At 64.4% G+C, this 3,620-nt stretch carries 4 protein-coding genes; 2 read left to right on the top strand and 2 right to left on the bottom strand.

Features of this window, described 5'->3' with window-relative positions:
* Positions 1-304: 304 nt before the first annotated feature.
* Together VF497_RS08905 and VF497_RS08900 are read left to right on the top strand one after the other, a co-directional pair.
* Positions 305-1,342 (top strand): type IV pilus twitching motility protein PilT, encoded by a 1,038-nt coding sequence (locus VF497_RS08905; protein ID WP_330887804.1) that lies wholly within the window; start codon positions 305-307, stop codon positions 1,340-1,342.
* Positions 1,343-1,381: 39 nt separating this feature from the next.
* Positions 1,382-2,542 (top strand): PilT/PilU family type 4a pilus ATPase, encoded by a 1,161-nt coding sequence (locus VF497_RS08900; RefSeq protein WP_330887802.1) that lies wholly within the window; start codon positions 1,382-1,384, stop codon positions 2,540-2,542.
* Between the two features lie 164 nt (positions 2,543-2,706).
* Here VF497_RS08900 and VF497_RS08895 read toward each other — a convergent pair whose 3' ends face one another.
* Both VF497_RS08895 and VF497_RS08890 read right to left on the bottom strand, forming a co-directional pair.
* Positions 2,707-3,018 (bottom strand): hypothetical protein, encoded by a 312-nt coding sequence (locus tag VF497_RS08895; RefSeq protein ID WP_330887800.1) that lies wholly within the window; start codon positions 3,016-3,018, stop codon positions 2,707-2,709.
* An 11-nt stretch (positions 3,019-3,029) separates the two neighbouring features.
* Positions 3,030-3,620: cytochrome c (locus VF497_RS08890; RefSeq protein WP_330887798.1), on the bottom strand; the 591-nt coding region annotated here is incomplete at its 5' end.

Raw genomic sequence — 3,620 nt, 5'->3', positions numbered from 1 at the left:
CAGGGCGACGTCGTGCCCGGCGCGCTGGGCCGCAGCGGCGATGCGCTCGCAGACGGCCCGGTAATTTCCGCTCGAATCCATGAATCCCCGCGGGGCCCCGCGAAAAACCGTAGCGAGCGAAGAGAATTTGCGCGGCGCCGGAGCGCAGGAACCGGAGTGTACGTGGAAGTACATGAGGATTCCGAGCACCGCCGGCGCGCAAATTGTCGAGCGCAGTAGGTTTTTCGAGGTGCCCCACACATCGTTGTCTGTTCCGCACGTTATACTCGTGCCGCGGACCACAGCAAGTGTCGAGGGGAAGGACGTGGACATAGCGGAACTGCTGGCATTCTCGATCAAGAACAAGGCGTCGGATCTGCACCTGTCGGCGGGGCTGCCGCCGATGATCCGCGTCGACGGCGATGTGCGCCGCATCAACATGCCGGCGCTCGAGCACAAACAGGTGCACGCGCTGGTTTACGACATCATGTCGGACAAGCAGCGCCGCGACTACGAGGAATTCCTCGAGATCGACTTCTCGTTCGAGATCGCCGGTCTGGCGCGCTTCCGCGTCAACGCGTTCAACCAGAACCGCGGCGCCGGCGCGGTGTTCCGCACGATTCCGTCCGAGGTGCTCTCGCTTGACGATCTCGGCGCGCCGAAGGTGTTCCGCGAACTGATCGAACAGCCGCAGGGCCTGATCCTAGTCACCGGGCCGACCGGTTCGGGCAAGTCGACGACGCTGGCGGCGATGGTCGATCACATCAACAAGAACGAATACGGCCACATCCTCACGATCGAGGACCCGATCGAATTCGTGCACACCGCGAACAAATGCCTGATCAACCAGCGCGAGGTGCATCGCGACACGCACGGGTTCAACGAGGCGCTGCGCTCGGCACTGCGCGAAGACCCAGACTACGTCCTCGTCGGCGAAATGCGCGACATCGAAACGATCCGCCTCGCCCTGACCGCGGCCGAGACCGGCCATCTCGTGTTCGCCACACTGCATACCTCGAGCGCGGCGAAGACGATCGACCGCATCATCGACGTGTTCCCGGCCGGCGAAAAACCGATGGTGCGCTCGATGCTGTCCGAGTCGCTGCGCGCGGTGATCTCGCAGTCGCTGCTGAAGAAGGTCGGCGGTGGGCGCATCGCCGCGCACGAGATCATGGTCGGCATCCCCGCGATCCGCAACCTGATCCGCGAGGACAAGGTCGCGCAGATGTATTCGACGATCCAGACCGGCAGCCAGTTCGGCATGCAGACGCTCGATCAGTGCCTGCAGGACCTGGTCAAGCGCGGCCATGTCACGCGCCACGAAGCGGCGACGTATGCCAAGAACAAGGACGTGTTCAAGTAATCGCCACGTCGTTCATGAACATCTGAACAAGGAATCACCATGAGCCCAGCCGATTTCAACTCCTACCTCAAGCTGATGGTGCACAAGAAGGCGTCGGACTTGTTCATCACCGCCGGCCTGCCGCCTTCGATCAAGATCGCCGGACGCATCGGGCCGATCACCAAGGAGGCGCTGACGCCGCAGCAGTCGCGCGACCTCGTGCTCAGCGTGATGACGCCCTCGCAGCGCGAGGAGTTCGAGAAGACCCACGAGTGCCAGTTCGCGATCGCGCTCGCCAGCGTCGGCCGTTTCCGCGTGAGCTGCTTCTACCAGCGCAGCAACGTCGGCATGGTGTTGCGCCGGATCGAGGGCAAGATCCCGACCACCGAAGAACTCAACCTGCCGCCGATCATCAAGCAGCTGGCGATGACCAAGCGCGGCATCATCATCTTCGTCGGCGCGACCGGCACCGGCAAGTCGACCTCGCTGGCGGCGATGATCGGCTATCGCAACCAGAATTCGACCGGCCACATCATCACGATCGAGGATCCGATCGAATACGTGCATCAGCACGGCGGCTGCATCGTCACCCAGCGCGAACTCGGCATCGACACCGACTCGTGGGAAAACGCGCTGAAGAACACGCTGCGCCAGGCGCCCGACGTCATCATGATCGGCGAGGTGCGCACGCGCGAGACGATGGAACACGCGATCGCGTTCGCCGAAACCGGTCACCTGGTGCTGTGCACTCTGCATGCGAACAACGCCAACCAGGCGATGGACCGCATCATCAACTTCTTCCCCGAGGATCGGCGCAACCAGCTGTTCATGGACCTCTCGCTCAACTTGAAGGGCGTGGTCGCGCAGCAGCTCATTCCGACGCCCGACGGCAAGGGCCGCCGCGTCGCGATCGAGGTCATGCTCGGCACGCCGCTGATCGCCGACTACATCCGCAAGGGCGAAATCCACAAGCTCAAGGACGTGATGAAGGAGTCGACCAACCTCGGCATGTGCACTTTCGACCAGAGCCTCGTCGCGCTCTACCATGCCGGCGAGATTTCCTACGAAGATGCGCTGCGCTACGCCGACTCGGCCAACGAGGTGCGCCTCAAGATCAAGCTCGCGCAGGGCGGCGACGCGGTCTCGCTTGCGCAGGGCCTGGGCGATGTCGAACTGGTCGAGGACGAGACCAAGCGCGGCGGATTCGTGTTCCGCGGCTGAGAATCTGCCCTCAAAGCTACTGCGCTCGATAATTTGCGCGCCGGCGGTGCTCGGAATCCTCATGTACTGATACGTACACTCCGGTTCCTGCGCTCCGGCGACACGCAAATTCTCTTCGCTCGCTACGCCTTGAGGGCAGATTCTGGAAGTGGTTAAGTCGGGTGCTAAGGCGTCCGGCGCAGCCATGGCCGGCGCACGAGCGCGCCAATGCCGACGAAGCCGAAGAAGCAGGCGAACGCGAGCAGCGTGGCCAGCACCTGTTTCCACAGCGCGCCGCCGACGCCCGTCGCGGTGCGGAAACCCCAGCGCGTGGCGACCACGCTCACGACCGCGGCGAATGCGAGCACGGCAAGATCGGCGATCCAGCGCAATGCGTGACGCGGCGTGCGCGGATAGAAGCAGTACAGCGCGCCGACGATGCAGAACGCGGGCAGGAACAGGATGAAGGCGAGATCGGTCTGGACGTTTGCGGGCATCTGCGCTTTCCCTAGTCCAGCACGATGCCGTGCATCGCTTCGACATCGGCTGCGGTCAGCTGCGAGCGACGGCCGCCGAAGGTTTCGCGCACGTAGTTGGCCACCGCGGCGATCTCGGCCGGGCTCAGCTGCTGCACGAACGGCGGCATCGAGTACGGCTGCGGGTTGTGCGTGGTCGCCGCGGCGAAGCCGCCGTATAACACCATGCGCACGGCATTGATCGGATCGGGCGCGGTCGCCGCGACCGCGTCGTGCAGCGCCGGGAACTGTCCGCTCTTGCCTTCACCATCCTTGCCGTGGCAGTCGGCGCAGCCATGCCGATAGATTTCCGCGCCGTTGCCGACGACGGCCTGCTGGCGCGGTGGTTCGGGCAGCAGGGTGAATTCCGTCCTGCGCGCGGGCCGCGCCGGCACGTCCTTGAGATAGCGCGCCATCGCGGCGGCATCTTCCTCGGTCAGGAACTGCAGGCTGCGATACGCGACCTCGGCCATCGGTCCATACGCGGCGCCGTGGTCGCCCGCGCCGGCGTGCAGATAGCCTGCGAGCTGTTCGATCGAATAACGCTGCAACTGCTTCGCGTCGAGCGGCGGCGCGTACCAGCC

Origin of the sequence: Rudaea sp. (assembly GCF_036383415.1) — a bacterium.
Lineage (GTDB): Bacteria > Pseudomonadota > Gammaproteobacteria > Xanthomonadales > Rhodanobacteraceae > Rudaea.
Note: the sequence above shows the minus strand (reverse complement) of the source record. Positions and strands in the feature narration are given on the sequence as shown.

What these genes read in the sequence shown, in the direction of transcription:
- VF497_RS08895 (WP_330887800.1), bottom strand. Translation starts at nt 3,018, where the DNA reads ATGCCCGCAAACGTCCAGACCGATCTCGCCTTCATCCTGTTCCTGCCC.
- VF497_RS08900 (WP_330887802.1), top strand. Translation starts at nt 1,382, where the DNA reads ATGAGCCCAGCCGATTTCAACTCCTACCTCAAGCTGATGGTGCACAAG.